This is a genomic window from Anaeromyxobacter sp. Fw109-5 (assembly GCF_000017505.1).
In the GTDB taxonomy this organism is placed as follows: Bacteria; Myxococcota; Myxococcia; order Myxococcales; family Anaeromyxobacteraceae; genus Anaeromyxobacter.
This window is the reverse complement of the sequence record NC_009675.1, coordinates 35,955-53,984: the sequence shown is the minus strand read 5'-3', so window position 1 is coordinate 53,984 and position 18,030 is coordinate 35,955. Positions and strand designations below refer to the sequence as shown.

Genomic DNA, 18,030 nt, shown 5'->3' with positions numbered 1-18,030 from the left:
AGCGACCGTGTCCACGCCCCTGCTCGAGAGCGCGATCTTCGATCCCGCCGAGACCCTGCCCGTCCCCGAGCGGCGCGCGCTGCAGGCGCGCCGCCTCGCCGAGACCGTCCGCCGCGCGGCGGCGGTGCCGTTCTACCGCGACGCGCTCGGGCGCGCCGGCGCCGGCGCGGACGCGATCCGCTCGGCGGACGACGTCCGGCGCCTCCCCTTCACGACGAAGGACGATCTCCGCCAGAGCTATCCGCTCGGCCTGCTCGCCGTCCCTCGCGCCGAGCTGGCCCGGGTGCACGGCTCGTCCGGCACGACGGGCAAGCCCACCTTCGTCGCGTACACGCGGGCCGACCTCGACACCTGGTCCGGCCTGGTGGCGCGCTTCCTGGTGGCCGGCGGGCTGCGCCCCGAGCACCTCGTCCACGTCGCCTTCGGCTACGGGCTCTTCACCGGCGGCTTCGGCCTGCACTACGGCATCGAGCGGGTCGGCGCCGCGGTGGTCCCCGCCGCCGGCGGGAACACGCCGCGCCAGGTGATGCTCATCCGCGACCTCGGCGCGGAGGTGCTCGTCTGCACCCCCTCGTACGCGCTGCACATCGCGGAGGTGGCGCGCGCGGAGGGCTACCGGCCGGGCGAGCTGCCGCTCAGGTTCGGCCACTTCGGCGGCGAGCCCTGGACGGAGGAGATGCGCATCACCCTCGAGCGCGAGCTCGGCATCCTGGCCTTCAACAACTACGGCCTCTCCGAGGTGGTCGGCCCGGGGGTCGCCGGCGAGTGCTCCCACCGCACCGGCATGCACGTGCAGGAGGACCACTTCCTCGTGGAGTGCGTGGATCCCGACACCCTCGCGCACGTCCCGGACGGCGAGGTGGGCGAGCTGGTGTTCACGACCCTCACCAAGCAGGCGATGCCGGTGCTCCGCTACCGCACCCGCGATCTCGCGGCGCTCGACCGCTCCCCGTGCCCGTGCGGGCGCACCGGCGTGCGCATGAGCCGGGTGGTCGGCCGCTCCGACGACATGCTCATCATCCGCGGCGTGAACGTCTTCCCGTCGCAGGTCGAGGAGGCGCTGCTGCGCGTCGAGGGGACCGCGCCGCACTACCTCATCGAGGTCTCGCGCCCCGGCTCGCTCGACGAGGCGGTGGTGAAGGTGGAGATGCGCCCCGCGGACTTCCGCGACGAGATGCGGCAGCTCCAGGAGCTGCACGACCGCATCGACCGGGAGATCCACGCCGTCACCGGCGTGCGCATGACGGTGGAGCTCGTCGCGCCCAACACCCTCGAGCGCTCCGCCGGCAAGGCGCAGCGCGTGCTCGATCACCGGCGGACCGGCCGCGCCTGAGGTCGCGGCGTCCGCCGCGCCGGCTAGGGCGCCCCGGCGGGCGCCCGCGCCGGCGCGAGGGCCCTCGCCGCGACCGGGAGGCTCTCCCCGAAGCGCGTCAGCGCGCGGCAGTACGCCTCGGACAGCATCCGCTCGTGGTGCACCTGGCGGAAGTAGATGACGCGGTCCTCCGCCTCGCCCTCGAACACGCCCGACCAGAGCCGTCCGCCCGCGGCGTCGCGGAGCGCCGCGCGGAACGCGACCCGCGCGAGGACGCGCCCGCGCAGCTCGTTCCAGCGCCCCGGGATCGCGACGGTGCGCACGTCCTCGAAGCGCAAGAAGAGGTGCGCCCCGGCGGGCGGCTCGCCCCCGCTCGCGGCGAGGAGGCGCTGCGCGTCCTCCCGCAGCGTCCGGCCGAAGGCGTCCGCGTCGACGACGAGCGGCTTCCGCTCGAGGCGGAGCCAGTCCGGCAGGTTCGGGTCCTCCTCGAACGGCCGCCCCCAATCGAACTGCGAGCCGACCTTCGCTTTGGGGTGCAGCTCGCCCTCGACGGTGACCGACGCCACCCGCAGCGCCGCGCCCGGGGCGGGCGGGGCGTCGCAGCGCACGACGAGCGGCTCGATCACGCTGCTCGTGCGCGCCACGAGGTCGCGCTTCCACCCCGCGCAGGCGGGGAGGAGCACCGTGGCTGCCGCCAGCGCGGCGACGCAGCCGGCGCGGCCGCGAGAGGATCCCACGTCGTCCGCTCTCTCCGCCCTGCCCGGCGCCGCGATCGGCGCCGGGCGTGGGCGATGGGTCACAGCGCGAGCAGCGTGGAGAGCTCGAACTGGTTCCCGGTGAACGTGTCGTGCCCGGCCGGCGTGGCCGTGTCGGTGACGTAGCGGGTCACCTCGAAGCCCACGCGCCACTTCGAGGTGAGGTTCACGAGCGCGCCCGCCGAGTACTGCACGTTGCGGAGGATGGGGCTCGCGCTCGCCGCCGGGAGCGTGGCGTCCCGCGGGTCCTCCAGGCCGGCGCCGAGGAGGAGCGTGTAGCCGGCGACCGGCGTCACCGCGGCCTGCCCCCAGAGCCCGCGGGTCTCCACGTTGGCGACCCTCGCGGCGGCGGCGTCCGGCACCACGCCCTTGGCGTTCACGGCGTAGAGGATGTCGAGGTTCTCGCCCGAGAAGGCGCCGCCCACGAGCTGCACGTAGGGGAGCTCGAGCTTCAGGTCGAGCGCCACCGCGCTGCTGTGGGCGGTGAAGTCGTCCGCGGCGCGGGTCTCGGTGGCGGCGAAGGAGTACTTCTCCCAGCCGTAGTGGCCGGAGACGCCGAGCTCCGCCCGCGTCTTGCCCTCGGGGCGGTAGACGCCCGCCACCCGCGCCTCCAGGTTGGGGAGGCCGGACCGCTCGCCGACCGGCCCCGGCGCGCCGCTCGCCGCGTCGGCCGTGACGCCGGCGCGGTCGATGGGGGCGAGGGCGCCGGCCTGGTAGGTGACGCCGAACGCCCGGCCGAGCTCGCCGGAGACGCGCACCTGCGGCGCGCGCCGGTAGAGGAAGCCGGCCCCCGCGAAGCGCGGCACGGCGAGGTGCGAGATGCTCTGGGCGAAGTACGGGCCGCCCACGATGCCCCAGGTCTGCCCGGCCAGCACCGAGAGGTTCCCGCGCTGGGGCCAGGCCGCCGAGACCCAGGCGTGGCGCAGGCGCACGAGCGGCAGCGACGGGTCGTCCGAGCCGACCGCGTTCCCGCCCATGAAGTCGAGCTCGACGAACGCCTTCAGCTTCGCGTCGAAGAGGAGCCCGTCGGAGGGGATGCCGGCATTCACCCGGAGGCGACTCTGCCGCACGCCCATCCCGAGCGCCGCCTCGTCCGCCGAGCCGGCCTTGGCGAAGCGAGGCAGGTCGTTGGCGTTCAGGGCGCCGGAGCTGGCGTAGGTGTTGAGGATGATCCACCCGGAGGTGTCGAGGGTGAGCTTCTGCGGCTCCTCGGCTCGAGCGGCGAGCGGCGAGGCGAGGAGCAAGGCGGCGAGCATCGGGGCGGTGCGCGTCATCGGGTTCCTCCTGCACGGCGGAGGCGCGTGCGGGCGTGGGGGGCTGCGGGGCGGAGCGGCGGGGGAACGGCTCAGGCGGCGTCGCGCCGGGCGTGGGCGGGCGGGGCGGACGCGAGCGTCATGGGCTTGGTCGCGAGGGAGACGGCGATGGTCACGAGCGCCGAGATGGGCAGGGCCACGACGATGGGGTCGACTACCGCCCAGACCGTCCCCGCGCCCAGGCTCGGCTTGCCGGAGAGGAGCCGCGCGAGCCCGAGCGCGGCGGACTCCTTCTCGTGCACGAGGAGCACCCAGCCGGCCCACGCGACGGTCCCGGCGATCATGCCGGCGAGCGCGCCGGCCTTGGTGGCGCGCTTCCAGAAGAGCGCCGCGACGAACAGCGGCAGGAAGGCCGCCGCGCACATGCCGAAGAAGAGCGAGGTGGCGATGGCCACGATGCCGGCGCCGAGCTGGAAGGCGAGGACGAGCGTCACGAGGAAGCCGGCGAAGATGCCGACCTTGGCGATGGGGACGGTGCGCTCCTGGTGCGCGCCGCGCGCGACGACCTCCTGGTAGAGGTCGCGCCCGATGGCGGTGCCGATCACGTGGAACTGCGCCGAGAGCGTGGACATCGCCGCCGCGAGCAAGGTCAGCATGAACAGGTAGCCGAACCACTCGGGCATCGCGGCCTGGGTGAACGTCGGGATGAGCTTGTCGACGTTGGGCTTGCCGGTGGCGGGGTCCACCACCATGGCGAGCGCGATCTTCCCGTCGCGGTTCCAGAAGTAGACGTTGGTGAGCGCGCCCACGAGGAAGGCGACCCCCGTCATGAAGAGGATGAAGACGCCGCCGGGCACGAGGGCGCGGTTCAGCTCCTTGCCGCTCTTCACGGTCATGAAGCGCAGGGTGAGCTGCGGCTGCGCCAGCACGCCGACGCCGACGCCGAGCACGATGGTGGACACGAGCTGCCACCAGATGGGCGAGCCGAGCGCCGGCATGGCGGTCCAGCCGCGGTGGCCGCCCTTCTGCAGCGCCGGCGGGACCTGGCCGGCGAGGTCCGTCAGCGCGTCGTGCGCCCCCGCGCCGCCCGTGAGCGCGTAGGTCGTGACGAGGAGCACGATCATCCCGACGAACATGAGCGAGCCCTGGAACGCGTCGGTGTAGACGACGCCCTTCAGCCCGCCGAACAGCACGTACGCCATGGTGATGGCGGCGAACACGAGGAGGGCGAGGTCGTAGCGCAGCTGCAGCTGCACCTCCAGGAAGCGCGCGCCGCCGATGAGCACCGCGGCCGCGTACAGCGGCATGAGCAGGGCGATGGTCCCGCCGGCGAAGCCCTGGATGAAGCGCGAGCCGAAGCGCCGCCCGAGCAGCTCGGGGAAGGTGTGCGCGTCGAGCGCGGCGCCGAGGCGGCGCGTCGGCCGGCCGAAGACGACGAAGGCGACGAAGATGCCGATGAGGATGTTCAGGGCGGTGAGCCAGAGCAGCCCCATCCCGAACAGCGCCGCGACGCCGCCGAAGCCGACGATGGCGGAGGTCGAGATGAAGGTCGACCCGTAGGCGAGCGCCATGAGCACCGGGTGGATCTGGCGGCCGCCGACGAGGAAGTCGGCGGCGCTCTTCGTGTTGCGGTAGCCGAGCCAGCCCAGGAACACGACGACGGCGGTGTAGAGCGCGACGATGGTCGCGAGCAGCGGGACGTTCACGTGCGCCTCCTAGACGTCGTCGATCTCGACGCGCTCGCCGGCGGGATGGACCGGGGTGGGCAGCGGGGCCTCGTCCTCGTTCCACTTGAGGAGCCCGTAGACGACGCACAGGGCGGCGCTGGCGACGGAGAGGAGGAACGCGGCGGCGACGCCGCCGTCGGCGAATCCGAGCATGGGGGACCTCGGTGCGGCAGGGACGGACGGAACGGGAGCGAGCCGGGGTGTACGGCGATGCTAGCGGGTCCCGAGTGGGACTCACAACCCTCCCGGGCGAACCGGGCGATCACGCAGCGCGTCGTCGGGCCCCCTCGGCTCCCCCTCGCCCCGTTCCTTGGGGGTGAGCCTCGCGTGGACTGACTCGGCCGCGAGCCGCGCCGCTACAGTGACGCACGGTGTCGGTCTCGGGGAGTCGTGCCGAGGCGGTTCGACACGCAAATCGGTCTCGCCCGGCAGCGGTGGGCGGGCGCGATCGCTCCGCAGGAACAGGAAGAAGGAGAGTCCCCGTGAACAAGATCCTCATTCGACGCGCTTCGCTCGCGGCGGCGATCGCGTGCGCGCTCATCGCCTCGCCGAGCGGCGCCCTCGCCTCCGGCTTCCAGCTCATCGAGCAGAACGGGAGCGGGCTCGGGAATGCCTACGCCGGCCAGGCGGCCGCGGCGGAGGACGCGAGCGCCATCTTCTTCAACCCCGCCGGCCTGACCCGGGTCCAAGGGCTCCAGGTGGTGGCCGCGCTCAACCTCATCCGGCCGTCTCCCGACTTCAGCGACGGCGGCTCGACCCCCGCCACGCTGCAGCCCACCCTCGGCGGCACCGGCGGCGACGGCGGCTCCCTCGCGCTGGTCCCGAACGGCTACGTCTCCTTCGAGACGGTTCCCGGCGTGATCTGGACGGGGCTCGGCCTGAGCGTCCCGTTCGGCCTCGAGACGGAGTGGGACTCCGGCTGGATGGGCCGCTTCCACGCCATCAAGTCCGCGGTGCAGACCATCAACCTCAACCCGACGGTGGCGTGGAAGGTCGCGCCCTGGCTGTCGCTCGGCGCCGGCGCGAACTACCAGTGGCTCGACGCCGAGCTGACGAACTCGGTGAACTACAGCGCGGCCGCGTTCGCCGTGGGTGGCGCGACGGCGCTCGGCGCGCTCGCGGCGTCGGGCTGCGGTGGCGCCACCGGCGGCTGCGAAGGCGTCGCCAACGTCTCCGGCGACACGTGGAGCTGGGGCTGGAACGTCGGCGCGCTGGTCGAGCTCCCGACGAAGACGCGCGTGGGGGTGTCGTACCGGTCCCGCATCAAGCACTACGTGAAGGGCGACGTCTCCTTCGCCAACCGGCCCGCGCTGCTCGCCGCCGGGCTTCCGGACGGCGCCATCCAGACGACCATCGAGCTGCCGGACACGCTCTCGGCGGCGGTCGCGCAGCCGGTCGGCGACGCGCTCGAGCTGCTCGCCGACTACACGTGGACGGGCTGGTCCACGCTCAAGGACCTCTCGATCTTCAGGGAGAGCGGCGCGCCGCTCACGAGCACGCCGCTCGAGTTCGACGACAGCTGGCGCGTGGGTCTCGGCGCGAGCTATCGGGCGACGGAGGCGCTGAAGATCCGGCTCGGCACCGCCTACGACAGGACGCCGGTGCAGGACGAGTTCCGCACGCCGCGCCTCCCGGACGAGGACCGCTGGTGGCTGGCGGGCGGCGTCCAGTGGGCGTTCACGAGGCAGGCCGCGCTCGACGTCGGCGCCGCGTACCTCATCATCGACGAGGCCAGCAGCGACCTGCCCAACGTGGACGCGAGCCCCCCGGCGGGGTTCTCGGCCCCGCCGCGCGGGCACCTCGTGGGCTCGTACGACGCGAGCGTGTGGCTCGCGAGCGCCCAGGTTCGCTTCTCGTTCTGACCTCTCCCTGTTGGGTGGCGCGCGCGTCGTCCTCGACGCGCGCGCCACGCCGCGTTCGATGGGCGCGCTCGCGTCGCGCTGCCCTCGCGCACCCGCGCCGACCCCCACGTGCACGCGGAGTCCCTGTCCTCTCGCGCTGACCATGACGCGTCGCGACGCGCGCTCTTTCTTGACTTCGCGCGCTTTGACCAGCAAATCGGTCTAGCTCTTTCAGCAGCCTCCTTTACTCCCCGTCCGCGTCACGAGGAGCCACTCATGCTTCATCGCCGCGCCCCCATCCTGGCCGCCCTGGCGGTCCTCGCCGCCGCCTGCACCGAGACGGTCGACCGGGAGCCGCCCGCCGAGTCCGCCGTCATCGCGAGCTACTCGTCGCCCAACATCCCCACCCCGAACGACCTCGCGCTGGCCGCGGCGCCCACCCTGCCCGCGGGCCCCGGCCGCCAGTTCCTGGAGCTGCTCGCCGCCCAGGGCGGGTTCCCTGCGGATCAGGCGCCCACGCTGACGGTGCCGCTCCGTGCGGTGACGTACGACGCGGAGACGGGCGAGTACGTGGACGCGGCGAGGCCCACCGTGGACGTGGCCACCGTCACCCCCGAGACCTTCGCGCTGTTCAGGCTCGGCGACGGCACCGCGGTGCGCGTCGACACCGAGCCGCTCGCGGCGCAGAGCCAGGTGCCGGGCGAGCTGCGCGTCCAGCCCAGGGCGGACGCGAGCGGCAGCCGGCGCCTCGCTCCCGGCCGCTACGTGTTCGCCGCCCGCGGCGGCGCGAACGGCGTGAAGACCCGCGAGGGCGTGCCGCTGAGCCCCGACAAGGCGATCGCGCTCAACCTCGAGAACGAGGACCTGTCCGAGCGCGAGAACCAGCCGCCCGGCGGCCTCGAGCCGGCGGAGCTCGCCCTGCTCCTGAACGTCCAGAACGCGCTGTGGAAGCCGCTCGAGTGGAACACGGCCGGCGCCGCGGGCTGGGCGCCGGCGCCCGACCCGCGGATCGTCCCCGCCTTCGAGGCGATCGACGCGGCCTTCCCACGCGCCGAGGTGGCGAGCATCGCCACCTTCGAGATCGCGCCCCTGTCCACGGGCGCCGCGGTCCTCACCGACTCGGGCTCCGGGCAGCTCCCCTTCCCGTCCGACTTCCTCCTCGATCCGACGCGCCCGGTTCCGGGCACGAACGAGACCCGCTTCTACGTCCGCAACCTCCCGTCGCTCGGGCCCGCGGCGCCGGGGCTCGCCACGCTCGACGGGTTCTCCACGACGAGCCTGCTGCTCGCCCCCCTCTCGGCGCCGGTCCAGGCGAGCACCATCACCCACGACACGGTCCGCATCTACGAGCTCATCCCGACCGGCGCGACCACGCCGCCCACCACGCGCCGGCTCGTGGACGTGACGAGCGGCGGTAGCCCGGAGTACCTCACCCAGCCGCCCAACCTGAAGGTGACGGTGGGCGGGACGCAGGTGTCCTCCGCCATCGGCCTGCAGCCGGCCATCCCCGTCCCGACGAGCCCCACCACGATCGCGCCGCTCCCGCCGCTGAAGCAGAAGGCCCGCTACCTGGTGGTGATCACCGACGGCGTGAAGGACCTCCGGAACGACGGGCTCGCGCGCAGCACCCTCGGCAAGATCCTCTTCGAGCTGGAGGGTCCGCTGTACGATCCCGCGACGGGTCAGTCCACGGTGGGCGGCATCTCCGCCACCGACGCGCGGTCGCTGCAGGCGCTGCGCGGCGCGGTCCAGCTCGTCGCGCCCACCTTCGAGCTCGACGGCCACCGGGTCGTGATGGCCTACACGCTCTCGACCCAGTCGGTGTCGGACGTCTCGGCGAGCCTGACGGGGCTGCCGTACGGCGCGGAGGCGGCCGCGGCCACCGCGATCTTCACCCCCTCGCAGGTGGCCGACTTCGACCCGACGTCCTTCGGACTCCCGGCGGGCGCGTTCCCGAGCGTCGCCAGGTTCCACACCGCGAACATCGCCACCCTCGACGTCCTCGACGCCGCCACCGGAGCGCTGAACCCGGCGGTGCCGACGTGGGGCCCGGCGGAGCTGAGCGCGAACCGCAAGGAGATCCCGGCGCTCATCGCGGTGCCGAGGCCCGAGAACGTCGCCTCGCCCTGCGGAGCGGAGCCGCCCCTCAGCCAGGTGAGGTGCGCCCCGCTCGTCGTGTTCCACCACGGCCTCAACGGCGGCCACTACCAGCTGCTCACCGTCGCGAACGACCTCGCCGCCCGCGGGTTCGTGGTGGCCGCCATCGACGCGCCCTTCCACGGGGATCGCGCGTACTGCGACTCGAACGACGACTGCGACGGCGGCACCTGCACCCTCGACGCCTCGAACCAGAAGGCGCCGGGCGTGTGCACCGGCGGCGCGCTCGCCTTCGACCCGGCGCGGCTCACCACCACCGCCTCCGGCAACTACTTCATCTCGGAGAACTTCTTCCGGATCCGCGACGCCATCCGCCAGGACCTGCTCGACCACTCCGCCCTCGTCCTCGCGGTGGCGCGTCCGCCCCAGGGCGTCCCGCAGCAGGCGAACGACCCGCTCCAGGCGGCGCTCCTCGGCTCCGGCGTGGCGGTGAATCCGCTCGAGGTCCACTTCGCCGGCGTCTCGCTCGGCGGCATGATCGGCACGAGCCTGACCGCCACCAACCCGCGCATCGGGCGCGCCGCCTTCAACGTGACGGGCGGCACCATGGTGGACGTGTTCACGAACGCCCCCGCGTTCCGCGAGCGCGTCGGCGCGCTCTTCGCGACGCTCATCCCCGGGTTCACCTTCGAGAAGGTCGACTCGGCGAACGCCGCCTTCGACCCGGCCGTCGCGGCCCGCTACGCGCAGACGCTCATCGTGGCGAAGTGGATCCTCGACCCGGCCGAGCCGCTCAACTACGCCGCGGAGGCGGACACGAACGCGCTCGCCAGCGCGGCGCTCGTCACCGCCCTCGGGCCGCTCGCGCCGGAGACCACCGCCCTCTACGGGCAGATGGTGCAGGGCGATCCGGTGGTCCCGAACCCGTTCAACGGGCTGCTCTACGCGCTCGGCGAGATGCCCGTCACGCTCTACACGTCCGCGCTCGGCCCCGCGGAGCTGCACGGGGTCATCGCCTCGCCGGCCAACGGCGTGAAGGTCCGCGCCGATCTCGCCGAGTTCCTCTCGACCGGCAACCCCGGTCCCGCCACGAACGCGCTCCCCTGATCGAGACGAGGACTGACCCCATGCGCACGACGCCGATCCTCGCCACGCTCCTCCTCGCCCCCGCCCTCGCCTCGGCGAGCGGGTACGAGGTCATCTCCGTCAACCCGCGCGACCTCGCGCTCTCCCACTCCGCGGTGGCCGTGCAGGTCGACGCCGCCGCGGCGTCCCTCAACCCGGCCGCGCTCTCGAAGCTCGAGGGCCCCACGGTCTCCGTCGGCGGCTCCCTCCTGAACATCTGGACGGAGTGGGACGGCGACCCGGCCCGCGGGCCGGCCGGCCACGCCCAGACCCGCTTCGAGCCGGTGACCCCCGTCGCGATCTACGCGGGCTGGGGCACGAAGCTCGCCGACCGCGGCTTCGGCGTCGGCGTCGGCTTCACGCAGCCCTTCGGCGGCAACGTGTTCTGGGAGGACGACTGGGAGGGGCGCGGCCGCATCGTCGAGGTGCAGCGCCGCTTCTTCGGCACCTACGCCACCGCGGGCTACGAGGTCCTCCCGCAGCTCCGCCTCGGCGGCGGGCTCGTCTGGTACTACGGGTTCGAGTACCTGAAGCAGGGCATCCAGCCCATCCCGGCGGCGTACGGCGAGCTCGACACGAAGGGCGGCGGCGTCACCTACCAGGTGTCCGCCGAGATCCAGCCGGTGCCCTCCTACCCGCTCGTCTTCGGCGTCGACTACAAGCACAAGGCGCACGTCACGCTCGAGGGCGACGGCAACTTCGTGGTGCCGCCGTCCCTGGAGAGCGCGGACACGCGGGACCAGGGCGTGTCCCACGACGTGACGCTGCCGAACCTGCTCAACGTGGGCGTAGGGTGGCGCCCGGCGAAGCCCGTCCTCCTGACGCTCCAGTACTCCTGGTCGCGCTGGGTGGAGTACGTGGACGACACCTTCGAGGGCGACGCGGGCCTCACGCTCACGGTGCCCCGCGACTACCGCAACGGCCAGGTCGTCCGCGGCGGCGTGGAGTGGCAGGCGCTGCCCGCGCTCGCGCTGCGCCTCGGGCTCATGCGCGACACCTCCGGGCTGCGCGACACGACCTACTCGCCGACGCTCCCGGACTCGAACACCACCGGCGTGTCGACCGGGCTCACCTGGGCGTTCGGCAAGCGCGGGCTCGCCGTGAACGCCGCCTTCTTCTACGGCTACCGCGACGAGGTGGAGACGGAGGGGGACATCGCGTTCCCCGGCACGTTCCAGACCGACATCATGATCACCTCGCTGAGCCTCAGCTGGAACACGGACCTGGCCCGCGCCGCCCGGGCGCGCTAGAGCCCGGCCGGCCAGGAGCCCGAGACGCGACGCGGGCGGCGGTGGACGACGCCGCCGCCCGTGGTGTGTCAGGCCCGATCCGCTACGCCGGCTCGGGCTCCTCGTTGTAGCGCCGCGCGGCGCGATCCCCGAGCGCGGTGAGGATCGAGCGCGCGAGGCCGCGGCGGAACAGCTCGCCGGGCAGGGGGATCGCCTCGCGGGCGCCGGGCTCCGCCGGCGGCAAGAGCCGGTTCACCATCCCCAGGGTCCGCACCACCGTGCCCGGGAAGAGCGCGTGCGCGAGCCGCAGCCCCTTCGCCGGCAGGCCGATCACCACGAAGCGCTCGTCGTTCTCGACGGCGCGGACGATCCGGCGCGCCGCGCGCTCGGCGCTGGCGGTGACGAGCGGCAGCGAGGCGAAGAGGGTGAACAGGCTGGCCTCGGCGTAGCGCTTGCCCTTCACGAGGGCGTGGCCGAAGGAGCCGGTGCGCATGAGCCCGGGGACCACGGTCACCACCCGCACCCCGTGGCGGATCGACTCCGCCCCGAGCGCCTCGGACCAGCCGCGCAGGGCGAACTTGGCCGCGTCGTACGGCGCGAGGTGGGGGAGCCCGACCGCGGCGCCGATCGAGGTGACGTTCACGATGGTGCCGCGCCGCCGCTGCCGCATCCCGGGCAGCACCGCCTCGGCGGCGTTGAGCGCCCCCCAGAACATCACGTCCATCGCCCGCCGGTAGTCGTCCGGCTTCATCGTCTCGACCGGGCCGACCTGGATGATGCCCGCGTTGTTCACCAGCACGTCGATGGGGCCGAGGTTCTGCTCCACGTCGGCCACGAGCCCCTGGATCCCTTCCTCGTCGGTGACGTCGCAGGGCAGGGCGGTGACGTCGATCCCCTCGGCCGCCAGGCTGCTCCGGGCGCGCTCGAGCTCCTCCTCGTCGCGGGCGAGCACCACGACGCGCATGCCTCGGCGGCCGAGCTCCCGGGCGACGAGGAGCCCGAGCCCGCGCGAGCCGCCCGTCACGAGCGCGATCTTGCCGGGCAGCCGCACGCGCCCGATCCGCCGCGAGAGGGTGAGCGCCGCGGCCCCTCCGACGATCGCCAGCGCGGTCCAGGTCTCCAGTCGCCGCACGTGTCATCTCCTTGTCGCGCGCCAGCATCATGCGCACGCGGCGCCGGGGCCGCCGCCACCCGGTCCTGGACCCGGCCGGGCGAGCGCCTGGCGCGGGGGAGCGTGGGGGAGAGGACGGGGCCGCGCGGCGCCAGGCCGCGCGCCGGCCGCGCGCGGCTTAGGTCTCTGCGATGGACGGGACGCTGCGCTACGGCAGCCGGGCGGGGAGGGGCGTCTTGCTCGTCGCCGTCCTCGGCTCGGGGCTCGCGTTCCTCGACGCGACGGTGGTGAACGTCATCCTGCCCGTGCTGGGGCGGGAGCTCGGCGCGAGCCTGGGCGCGCTGCAGTGGACCCTCGACGCCTACCTCCTCACGCTCTCGGCGCTGCTGCTCCCCGCGGGCGCCCTCGGCGACCGTCACGGCCGCCGGCGCGTGTTCACCGTGGGTCTCGTCTGGTTCGCGCTCGCGTCCCTCCTCTGCGGGATCGCCCCCAGCGCCGGCGCGCTGGTCGCGGCGCGGGCGGTGCAGGGCATCGGCGCGGCCCTGCTCGTCCCCGGCAGCCTGGCCCTCATCCGCAGCTGCTTCGCCCCGGAGGACCAGGGGCGCGCGATCGGCGCGTGGGCCGGGCTCTCCGGCGTGACGACGGCGCTCGGCCCGCTCCTCGGCGGCTGGCTCGCGGACGCGGTCTCGTGGCGCGCGGTGTTCCTCGTGAACCCGCCGCTCGCGGCGCTGGGCGTCTGGGCGGCGGTGCGGTTCGTGCCCGAGTCGCGCGGGCGGCGGGGGGCGCGGCTCGACCTGGCCGGAGCGGCGCTCGCCGCCGTCGGTCTCGGCGCGCTCACCTTCGCGCTCATCGAGGCCACCGGCGGCGCCGCGCGTTCACCCCGCGTCCTGGTCGGCGCGGCGGGCGGCCTCGCGGCGCTCGCCGCGTTCGCCCTCGTCGAGCGTCGGAGCGCCGCCCCCATGCTCCCGCCATCGCTCTTCCGCTCGCGCCAGTTCACCGGCGTGAACGCGGCCACCCTCGCCCTCTACTTCGGCCTCGGGGGCGCCACCTTCCTCCTCGCGCTCCAGCTGCAGCGCGGCCTCGGCTGGTCCCCGCTCGCGGCCGGTGCGGCCCTCCTCCCCCTCACCTTCTGCATCCTCGTGCTGTCGCCCTGGTCGGGCCGCCTCGCCGCGCGCGTCGGGAACCGCCCGCCCATGGCGGCGGGCGCGCTCGTCGCCGGGGCCGGGCTCGCGCTCCTCGCCCGCGTGACGCCGGGGGCCGCGTACCTCCCCGACGTCTTCCCCGGCGTGGCGACGCTCGGCGTGGGGCTCGGCCTCGCCATCGCGCCGCTCACCTCGGCGGCCCTCTCGGCGGTGGGGGTGGAGCGGGCCGGGGTGGCCTCCGCCGTGAACAACGCCGTCGCCCGGGTCGCGGGGCTGCTCGCGGTGGCCGTCCTGCCCCTGGCCGCCGGGATCGCCCCCGCCGAGGTGGCCTCCGGGAGCTTCACCTCCGGGTTCCAGCGAGCGATGACGATCTCCGCGGCGCTGTGCGCCCTGGGCGGCGTCACCGCGTGGGCCACGGTCGAGCGCGGACGCCGCGCGACGCCTCCGCACCGTGCGCTCGGCGAGGCCACCGGGCCCATCGCGCCCGGACGGGTCCGCTGAGGCGCGGAGGCCGTAGGACCCCAACCGACCGCGGACGTGCGCGTCCGACCTCGGCCTACTCGGTCGCCCTCCGACCTGGAAGGGAACAGTTCGCCCGGACGGCGGGTTGACGATCGGCGTGCCCAGCCGACCCGTCGCCGGTTTCGTCGCCGCCATCACCGCCATCGTGCTGGCGCTGGCCGTGTACCTCGCGGTCGCGATCTCGCGCCAGGCGAACGCCGCGCGCGCCGCGGAGTCGACGCGGGCGGTGCTCGCCCTCGAGCGGCTCGACGCCTCGATGCGGGAGGCGGAGAGCAGCCACCGGGGATACCTGCTCGACGGGAGCGCCGCGGAGCTCGCCCGGCACGAGCGCGCGGTGTCGGAGATCCGCGCGCACCTCGCGGCCCTCACGGCGCGCGCCGAGCGGGAGCCCGCGCTCCGCGCGCGCACCGAGGCGCTCGTCGCCGGCGCCGACGCCGCGCTCGCGACCATGCGCGCCGAGCGGGACGCGCGAGACGGCGCGCTGGTCGGCGGCGCGCCCTGGCACGCCGTGGCGGACCCCGGCCTGCTCGACGGGATGGACCGCGTGCGCGCCGGGCTCGTCGCGGTCGAGCGCGACGCCCTCGAGCGCCGGGAGCAGGCCTGGTCGGGCAAGACAGCCCTCGGGGACGCCGTGTTCCTCGTCGCGAACCTGGCGCTCGCGGCGGTGCTGCTGTTCGCGGCGACGAGCGTCCGCCGCGCGCTCGCCGCGCACGAGGCGCGGGAGCGCGAGCGGCACGTCGCCCTCGAGGCGCAGGCGCGCATGTTCGGCATCGTGGGCCACGACCTGCGGACCCCGCTCTCCGCGATCGAGGCGGGCGCGACCCTCCTCTCGCGCCGCTCGCTCGCGCCGGCCGAGGCGCGCACCCTCGCCCGCATCCTGGCGAGCTCCCGGCGCATGGCGCGGATGATCGGCGACCTGCTCGACTTCACGCGGGTGCGCGACGCGGGCGGCATCCCGCTCGCGCCGCGTGCCACCGACCTGCGCGAGGTGTGCCGGCCGGTCGTCGAGGAGGTGCGGCTGCGGCACGGCGCCGACGCCGTCGCCCTCTCGCTCGACGGGCACCTCGACGGGAACTGGGACCCCGACCGGCTCCAGCAGGCGATCGGGAACCTCGTGTCGAACGCGCTCCAGCACCAGCCCACCGGCGCCCCGGTGCGGCTGCGCGCCATCGGCGACCACGACGCCGTCTGCGTGGAGGTCGAGAACGACGGGCCGCCCATCCCGGCCGAGGCCGCGCGCGCCATCTTCGAGCCCTTCCGGCGCGGCGACGCCCGGCAGGCCGGCGCGGACGGCCTCGGCCTCGGGCTGTTCATCGTGCGGACCATCGTGGAGGCGCACGGCGGGAACGTGGAGGTCGCGTCGGGGCCGGACCGCCCCACCACCTTCACCGTCCGGCTGCCGCGCGGGCGCCCGCGGGAGCGGCACGCCTGGGCGGGCTCCGGCCTGAAAGCGCCGGCGCCGCCGTTCGATGCAGGGTGACGCCTCGGCGAGGCCGCGCACCCTCCATGGAGGTCGCGGCCGGTCGCACCCCGCGCGCCCCCCGCGGTTCACCGGCCGCCCCGGTCGATCCGCAGGCGGGGTCGCTCGTGCCGTCTAATATCGGGGCCGCATGGCCGCCCCCGCCCGCGCCGCCGCGAGCGCGCTCCACGTCCGGCTCACCCGCCTCGTCCAGGTCGAGCCGGGGGAGGTGCGCGCGCTGCTCTGGTCCTTCGCGTACTTCTTCTCGCTCCTCTGCGGCTACTACATCGTCCGGCCGATGCGGGACGCGATGGGCATCGCGGGCGGGGTCGAGCAGCTTCACTGGCTGTTCACGGGCACCTTCGTGGCCATGCTCGCCGCGGTGCCGCTCTTCGGCTGGGTGACCTCGCGCTTCCCGCGCCGCCGATTCCTGCCGCTCGTCTACTACTTCTTCATCGCGAACCTGCTCGTCTTCTACGCGCTCCTCGCCGGCGAGCGCGGCGGGGTCCACGCCGCCCGGGCCTTCTTCATCTGGACGAGCGTCTACAACCTGTTCGTCGTGTCGGTGTTCTGGAGCTTCATGGCCGACCTCTACACGAACGCGCAGGCGAGGCGGCTGTTCGGCTTCATCGCGGCGGGCGGGACGATCGGCGCGCTCGTGGGTCCGGCGCTCGCCACCGCGCTCGCGCGCCCGCTCGGGAACGCCAGCCTGCTGCTCCTCTCCGCCGGGTTCATGGGCGTCGCCGTCCTGTGCGTCCACCGGCTCATCGCCTGGAAGGACCGGCAGCGGGCCGCGGCGCCCGGCCAGGCGCGCGCCGCCGAGGCCCGCCCGCTCGGCGGCGGCGTCCTCGCCGCCGTGCCGCTCGTGCTGCGCTCGCCGTACCTGCTCGGCATCGCGCTGTTCATGCTGCTCTTCACCACCGCCTCCACGGTGCTCTACTTCCAGCAGGCGGAGATCGTCCGCGACGCCTTCGCGAGCGCCGCCGAGCGCACGGCGGTGTTCGGCGCCATGGACCTCGCGGTGAACGCGCTCACCGTCGGCGTCCAGGTGCTGCTCACCGGCCGCCTGGTGAGGGTCCTCGGCGTCGCCGGGACGCTCGCGCTCGTCCCGGCGCTGCTCGGCCTCGGCTTCCTCGCGCTGGCCTTCGCGCCGGTGCTGCCGGTGATCGTGGCGGTACAGGTCCTCCGCCGCGCGGGCGACTACGCCGTGACGCGCCCCGCGCGCGAGCTGCTCTACGTCGTGCTCGGGCGCGAGGAGAAGTACAAGGCGAAGAGCTTCGTCGACACCGTGGTCTACCGCGGCGGCGACGCCCTGAGCGCCTGGGCCTACGCCGGCCTGCGCGCCCTGGGCGCGAGCCTCGGCGCGATCGCGTGGCTCGCCGTGCCCGTGGCGGGCTGCTGGGCCTGGCTCGCCTACCGGCTCGGCCGGCGCCAGGAGGCGCTGGCCGCGACGTCCACGGAAGGAGGAGCAGAATGGAGACCTGGAACCGCTCCTTGACCCGCCGGCGCTTCCTGGGGCGCCTCGGCCTCGCCGCCGCCGCCGCGGCCGCGGCCTCGCCTCCGCGGGCGGAGGCCGGGGCGTCGAGGAGCGTGGTGAAGAAGAAGATCCCCTCGAGCGGCGAGGCGATCCCGGTCGTCGGGCTCGGCACCTCGCGCACCTTCGACGCGCCGCCCGGGGCCGAGCGCGCCGCGCTCGCCCCGGTGGTCCAGGCGTTCTTCGACCACGGCGGCGCGCTCCTCGACTCGTCGCCGATGTACGGCCGCGCGGAGGAGGTCGTCGGCGAGCTGCTGAAGACGACGCGGCACGGCCAGGTGTTCGCGGCGACCAAGGTCTGGACGGACGGGAAGCAGGCGGGCGTCGACCAGATGGAGCGCTCCCGGCGCCTGTGGGGCGTGCCGCGCCTCGACCTCATCCAGATCCACAACCTGCGCGACTGGCAGGTCCACCTCGCCACGCTGAAGGAGTGGAAGGCGGCGGGGCGGATCCGCTACCTCGGCATCACCACCTCGCACGGGCGCATGCACGAGGAGCTGGAGCAGGCGCTCCGGCGCGAGCGGTTCGACTTCGTGCAGCTCTCCTACAACCTGGAGGACCGCGAGGTGGAGTCCCGCCTGCTGCCGCTCGCCGCGGAGCGCGGCGTCGCCGTGCTCGTGAACCGGCCGTTCCAGCTCGGCGGGCTCTTCGACAAGGTCCGGGGGAAGCCGTTGCCACCGTGGGCGAAGGAGCTGGGCATCGCGAGCTGGGCCCAGTACTTCCTCAAGTTCGCCGTCTCGCACCCCGCCGTCACCTGCGCGATCCCGGCGACCTCCAAGGTGAAGCACCTGGTGGACAACATGGGCGCCGCCCACGGGCTCTTGCCGGACGCGGCGGCCCGCGAGCGGATGGTGCGGTTCGTCGAGTCGGCGTGACGCCGACGAAGCCTCCGCGCCATGCCCTCGGTGCGTCGGTCGCCTCTC

General features: G+C 74.4%; 13 protein-coding genes. 8 read left to right on the top strand and 5 right to left on the bottom strand.

Features of this window, described 5'->3' with window-relative positions:
- Nucleotides 1-7: 7 nt before the first annotated feature.
- Entirely contained in the window at nt 8-1,333 is a 1,326-nt protein-coding gene (locus ANAE109_RS00205; RefSeq protein WP_011984365.1) for a phenylacetate--CoA ligase family protein, read from the top strand.
- 23 nt (nt 1,334-1,356) lie between these two features.
- Here the strand turns inward: ANAE109_RS00205 and ANAE109_RS00200 are convergent, their stop codons facing one another.
- The 4 genes from ANAE109_RS00200 to ANAE109_RS25450 form a co-directional block, all read right to left on the bottom strand.
- The gene (locus ANAE109_RS00200) at nt 1,357-2,049 is read right to left on the bottom strand and encodes a hypothetical protein (protein WP_011984364.1); all 693 of its coding nucleotides are present in this window, start codon (nt 2,047-2,049) and stop codon (nt 1,357-1,359) included.
- 59 nt (nt 2,050-2,108) lie between these two features.
- Entirely contained in the window at nt 2,109-3,341 is a 1,233-nt protein-coding gene (locus ANAE109_RS00195; protein WP_011984363.1) for a hypothetical protein, read from the bottom strand.
- Nucleotides 3,342-3,412: 71 nt separating this feature from the next.
- On the bottom strand, nt 3,413-5,026 hold the full coding sequence (locus ANAE109_RS00190; RefSeq protein WP_011984362.1) for a sodium:solute symporter: 1,614 nt from the start codon (nt 5,024-5,026) through the stop codon (nt 3,413-3,415).
- 9 nt (nt 5,027-5,035) lie between these two features.
- The gene (locus ANAE109_RS25450; RefSeq protein ID WP_200860876.1) at nt 5,036-5,200 is read right to left on the bottom strand and encodes a symporter small accessory protein; all 165 of its coding nucleotides are present in this window, start codon (nt 5,198-5,200) and stop codon (nt 5,036-5,038) included.
- Nucleotides 5,201-5,529: 329 nt separating this feature from the next.
- On the opposite strand from ANAE109_RS25450, the gene ANAE109_RS00185 reads away from it, so the two are divergent.
- From ANAE109_RS00185 to ANAE109_RS00175, 3 genes are all read left to right on the top strand, one after another.
- Nucleotides 5,530-6,909, top strand: a complete 1,380-nt coding sequence (locus ANAE109_RS00185; protein ID WP_011984361.1) for an OmpP1/FadL family transporter — start codon at nt 5,530-5,532, stop codon at nt 6,907-6,909.
- Between the two features lie 255 nt (nt 6,910-7,164).
- Nucleotides 7,165-10,092, top strand: a complete 2,928-nt coding sequence (locus ANAE109_RS00180; protein WP_011984360.1) for an alpha/beta hydrolase — start codon at nt 7,165-7,167, stop codon at nt 10,090-10,092.
- A 20-nt stretch (nt 10,093-10,112) separates the two neighbouring features.
- Nucleotides 10,113-11,360, top strand: coding sequence for an OmpP1/FadL family transporter (locus ANAE109_RS00175; RefSeq protein WP_011984359.1), 1,248 nt, complete (start codon nt 10,113-10,115; stop codon nt 11,358-11,360).
- A gap of 82 nt (nt 11,361-11,442) precedes the next feature.
- On the opposite strand, the gene ANAE109_RS00170 is transcribed toward ANAE109_RS00175, so the two are convergent.
- Nucleotides 11,443-12,471, bottom strand: a complete 1,029-nt coding sequence (locus ANAE109_RS00170) for an SDR family oxidoreductase (RefSeq protein WP_011984358.1) — start codon at nt 12,469-12,471, stop codon at nt 11,443-11,445.
- A 170-nt stretch (nt 12,472-12,641) separates the two neighbouring features.
- On the opposite strand from ANAE109_RS00170, the gene ANAE109_RS00165 reads away from it, so the two are divergent.
- From ANAE109_RS00165 to ANAE109_RS00150, 4 genes are all read left to right on the top strand, one after another.
- Nucleotides 12,642-14,093 (top strand): MFS transporter, encoded by a 1,452-nt coding sequence (locus tag ANAE109_RS00165; RefSeq protein WP_011984357.1) that lies wholly within the window; start codon nt 12,642-12,644, stop codon nt 14,091-14,093.
- 118 nt (nt 14,094-14,211) lie between these two features.
- Nucleotides 14,212-15,594 (top strand): ATP-binding protein, encoded by a 1,383-nt coding sequence (locus ANAE109_RS23150; RefSeq protein WP_011984356.1) that lies wholly within the window; start codon nt 14,212-14,214, stop codon nt 15,592-15,594.
- A gap of 130 nt (nt 15,595-15,724) precedes the next feature.
- Complete coding sequence (locus ANAE109_RS00155; protein WP_011984355.1) at nt 15,725-17,071, top strand: NTP/NDP exchange transporter; 1,347 nt, start codon at nt 15,725-15,727, stop codon at nt 17,069-17,071.
- Entirely contained in the window at nt 17,047-17,982 is a 936-nt protein-coding gene (locus ANAE109_RS00150; protein WP_011984354.1) for an aldo/keto reductase, read from the top strand. The genes ANAE109_RS00155 and ANAE109_RS00150 overlap by 25 nt, the downstream gene beginning before the upstream one ends.
- The last annotated feature ends 48 nt before the right edge of the window (nt 17,983-18,030 follow it).

What these genes read in the sequence shown, in the direction of transcription:
- ANAE109_RS00165 (WP_011984357.1), top strand. Translation starts at nt 12,642, where the DNA reads ATGGACGGGACGCTGCGCTACGGCAGCCGGGCGGGGAGGGGCGTCTTG.
- ANAE109_RS25450 (WP_200860876.1), bottom strand. Translation starts at nt 5,200, where the DNA reads ATGCTCGGATTCGCCGACGGCGGCGTCGCCGCCGCGTTCCTCCTCTCC.
- ANAE109_RS00180 (WP_011984360.1), top strand. Translation starts at nt 7,165, where the DNA reads ATGCTTCATCGCCGCGCCCCCATCCTGGCCGCCCTGGCGGTCCTCGCC.
- ANAE109_RS00150 (WP_011984354.1), top strand. Translation starts at nt 17,047, where the DNA reads ATGGAGACCTGGAACCGCTCCTTGACCCGCCGGCGCTTCCTGGGGCGC.
- ANAE109_RS00175 (WP_011984359.1), top strand. Translation starts at nt 10,113, where the DNA reads ATGCGCACGACGCCGATCCTCGCCACGCTCCTCCTCGCCCCCGCCCTC.
- ANAE109_RS00155 (WP_011984355.1), top strand. Translation starts at nt 15,725, where the DNA reads ATGGCCGCCCCCGCCCGCGCCGCCGCGAGCGCGCTCCACGTCCGGCTC.
- ANAE109_RS00195 (WP_011984363.1), bottom strand. Translation starts at nt 3,341, where the DNA reads ATGACGCGCACCGCCCCGATGCTCGCCGCCTTGCTCCTCGCCTCGCCG.